This is a genomic window from Bacillus sp. SIMBA_005 (genome assembly GCF_046535585.1).
In the GTDB taxonomy this organism is placed as follows: Bacteria; Bacillota; Bacilli; order Bacillales; family Bacillaceae; genus Bacillus; species Bacillus pumilus.
This window is the reverse complement of sequence record NZ_JAWRWI010000417.1, coordinates 1-271: the sequence shown is the minus strand read 5'-3', so window position 1 is coordinate 271 and position 271 is coordinate 1. Positions and strand designations below refer to the sequence as shown.

Annotated in this window: 1 pseudogene; it reads left to right on the top strand. The window is 72.7% G+C overall.

Annotated elements, in window-relative coordinates:
* Window positions 1–271: pseudogene (locus SB660_RS20695) on the top strand (hypothetical protein); the annotation flags it as partial.

Sequence of the window (271 nt, the reverse complement as noted above, 5' to 3'; positions counted from 1 at the left end):
ACGGCGTGGCGGGCGGCCTGGTCGCGTCGGGCAGCAACCAGGCGGTCAACGGCGCGCAGCTGTTCTCCGCCAACGCGGCGATCGCCAGCCATCTGGGCGGCGGCGCGGTCGCCAACGCCGACGGCGCGGTCAGTGCGCCCTCCTATTCGATCGCGGGAACCAGCTACGACTCGGCCGGCACCGCGTTCGCAGCGATCGATGGCGCGTTGGCGGACGCCGCGGAGAACGCATTGTTCGCCGTCGAATACGACACCGATGCCGGCGGCGCCCC